Source organism: Amycolatopsis sp. SID8362 (genome assembly GCF_010550475.1).
Taxonomy (GTDB): domain Bacteria; phylum Actinomycetota; class Actinomycetes; order Mycobacteriales; family Pseudonocardiaceae; genus Amycolatopsis; species Amycolatopsis eburnea.
On record NZ_JAAGNB010001502.1, the window covers coordinates 1 to 3,227 of the forward strand.

Here is a 3,227-nt window from a genome sequence, read left to right on the forward strand (position 1 = left end):
CAGCGCCGAGACCGCCGCGGCCACGCCGAGCATCGCCGCCCAGCGGGCTCGCGGGGCGGTCAAGCCAGCCGGTCCAGCGCCGTCGTGAACGCCTCCGGCGGCACTTTCGCCCCGCCGCTGAACGGGTTCTGCAGTTCGTGGATGGCGAAGAGCAGCAACGTGATCGTGCCGGCCAGGGTGGACACGATGATGACGTGCGCGGCCAGCCGGGTGCCGCCGAACAGGTTGGGCAGCAGGATCGCGGTGATCAGGCTGCCGAGGATCAGCGCGAACCAGACGACCGCGCCGACGCCGCCACCGCCGGAGTTGGCCAGCCGCTGCTGGCGGGCCTGGTAGACCGACCAGAGCTGGTTGCTCGCCTCGGTCTTGCGGTCGATTTCCCAGTCCCCGTCGACGTCGGCGGCCGCGACCGCCTGGCGCATCTGGTCGAGCTGCGTCCAGCCGGTCGTGGGGATCGCGCCGCCGTCGGCCAGGCGCGGCCACTCCTGCTCCTCGACCGTGCGCGCGTAGGCGACGGCGAGCTGGTGCACCCGGTCCTTCGTGTCGCCGGGCAGCGCGTCGGCCGCCCAGGTGGCCGCGACCAGGCTGTCAGCTTCGTTCTGCGCGTCCTGGCTCGCGGAGCCGACCCCGTCGAACAGCGAGATGAGCACGAACGCGACCAGCACCGCGTGCAGCCCGCCGACGATGGTGAACACCTGGCCCGCCGCGTCGTTGTTGTCGGGCCGGCCTTCGTCCCAGCCGAACCGGCGGACCAGGTAGGCGATCAGGCCCCCGACGACGGCCGCGCCGGCCACCCAGAGCGCACCGGCCACGAAGATGTTCATCCACGTCCTTTCCCCACCGGGGTTTTCCACCACCGGGATCGCCCAAGTTAGTCATCGGTTTGGGGCCGGACAACCGTACATTGTTCGATTCATCCGGGTGGCCGCACCCCGGCCGGGAATTTCGCCGGTTCGGCCCAGTTACCGGGTCCCGGACCGTGGTAGTCGCTCCACGCGGCAACCGGACGTTCCCCTTATGAGCTGGGCATTTCCCGACCGGGTGACGGCCGCGCACCCCGGGTGACCGAGCCTCCGCCGTGAGGTGTCCGAAATGGCGGAGCGGGCGCCGCCAATCGTCCCCGGTGACCCGATCGTGGCATTGTGCGGTGGCACGCCGTTGCTATGTTGATTTCGCGAGTTCGCTTGACCGCGCGAATTCGGCTCCGACGCGAATGATGGGTGGTTTTCGCTGTGACCGTCACCGACCCGGTGGAATCCGAGCACACACCGCTGAGCCTGGGCCGGGCCGCCGCCCGCACACTGGCGACCACCACCAAATCCATCCCCCAGATGCAAGGCATCTCCACCCGCTGGCTCCTCAAAGCCCTCCCCTGGACCACCGTCGACGCCGGCTCCTACCGCGTCAACCGCCGCCTCTCCTACTCCGTCGGCGACGGCCGCGTCACCTTCACCACCACCGGCGCCACCGTCCGCGTCATCCCCCCCGAACTCGGCGAACTCGCCCCCCTACGCGGCTACGACGACGACGAAGTCCTCACCGAACTCGCCGCCCGCTTCACCCAGCACGACTACCAACCCGGCGACACCCTCGTCGAATTCGGCTCCCCCGCCGACCAGGTCTTCCTCATCGCCCACGGCAAAATCACCAAAACCGGCACCGGCGCCTACGGCGACCAAACCACCCTCGCCACCCTCGCCGACGGCGACTACTTCGGCGAGACCACCCTCACCCACACCGACGGCATCTGGGAATTCACCGCCAAAGCCGTCACCACCTGCACCGTCCTCACCCTGACAAGGTCCGCCTTCGACGACATCCTCACCCGCGCGGAGAGTTTGCAAGCGCACCTGGAGGCCTACCAGGCGCGGGGATCGGCGGCCAGCAACGACCACGGCGAAGCCGAAATCTCCCTCGCCTCCGGACACGACGGCGAACCCCAACTCCCCGGAACCTTCGTCGACTACGACACCCAACCCCGCGAATACGAACTCTCCGTCGCCCAGACCGTCCTACGCGTGCACTCCCGCGTCGCCGACCTCTACAACACCCCCCACAACCAGACCGAACAGCAACTCCGCCTCACCATCGAAGCCCTCCGGGAACGCCAGGAACACGAACTGGTCAACAACACCGACTTCGGGCTCCTGCACAACGCCGACTTCGCCCAGCGCATCCCCACCCGCACCGGCCCACCCACCCCCGACGACCTCGACGAACTACTCACCCTCGTCTGGAAAGACCCCGCCTTCTTCCTCGCCCACCCCACCACCATCGCCGCGTTCGGCCGCGAATGCACCAAAGCCGGCATCTACCCGACCTCCGTCGACCTCGGCGGCCACCAGGTCCCCGCCTGGCGCGGCGTCCCGATCCTGCCCTGCAACAAAATCCCCGTCTCCGACACCCGCACCAGCTCCATCCTGCTGATGCGCACCGGCGAACAAGCCCAAGGCGTGATCGGGCTGCACCAGACCGGGCTCCCGGACGAATACCAGCCGGGCCTCAACGTGCGGTTCATGGGCATCAGCGAGCAGGCCATCATCTCCTACCTCGTCTCCGCCTACTACTCCGCCGCGGTGCTGGTCCCGGACGCGCTGGCGGTGCTGGAAAGCGTCGAACTCGGCCGGGAAAGCTGACCCCGTGACGATCATCGAGGAACCCGCCGCGGCGCAGCAGTCCCTCGGGATCCCCGCCGCGCGGACCCTGGCCACCACCACCAAAACCCGCCCCCAGATGCGGGGCATCACCCCCCGCTGGCTGCTCACCCAGCTCCCCTGGGTCGACGTCCCCGCCGGGTCCTACCGGGTCAACCGGCGCCTCACCTACACCCTCGGCGACGGCAAACTCTCCTTCTACACCACCGGCACCCGCGTCCACGTCGTCCCCGCCGAACTCACCGAACTCGCCCTCCTGCGCGACTTCACCGACGAAGCCGCACTCGGGGCGCTGGCGGAGGCGTTCGAGCAACGCGAATACGACCCCGGCGCCACCCTGCACACCGAAAACACCCCCCTCGACACCCTGATCCTCATCGCCCACGGCAAAGTCACCCGCCACCGCACCGGCCCCTACGGCGACGACACCGCCCTCTCCACCGTCACCGACGGCGACCACCTCGGCGCCGAACTCCTCACCCGGGACGACGCCACCTGGGACCACACCGCCCGCGCCGCCACCCGCGTCACCACCCTCGTCCTGCCCGCCGCCACCTACGCCCGCCTCAACGG

General features: G+C 69.4%; 3 protein-coding genes. 2 read left to right on the plus strand and 1 reads right to left on the minus strand.

Going from position 1 to position 3,227, the window contains the following annotated elements; genetic code table 11:
- Positions 1–59: 59 nt before the first annotated feature.
- Positions 60–824: a DUF4239 domain-containing protein gene (locus G3I65_RS45855; RefSeq protein ID WP_160701661.1), complete on the minus strand. Its 765-nt coding sequence runs from the start codon at positions 822–824 to the stop codon at positions 60–62.
- A 408-nt stretch (positions 825–1,232) separates the two neighbouring features.
- Between G3I65_RS45855 and G3I65_RS45860 the strand changes: the two genes are divergently transcribed.
- Together G3I65_RS45860 and G3I65_RS45865 are read left to right on the plus strand one after the other, a co-directional pair.
- The gene (locus tag G3I65_RS45860; RefSeq protein ID WP_160701662.1) at positions 1,233–2,636 is read left to right on the plus strand and encodes a family 2B encapsulin nanocompartment shell protein; all 1,404 of its coding nucleotides are present in this window, start codon (positions 1,233–1,235) and stop codon (positions 2,634–2,636) included.
- Positions 2,637–2,640: 4 nt separating this feature from the next.
- On the plus strand, positions 2,641–3,227 hold a 587-nt coding region (locus G3I65_RS45865), incomplete at its 3' end, for a cyclic nucleotide-binding domain-containing protein (protein ID WP_160701663.1).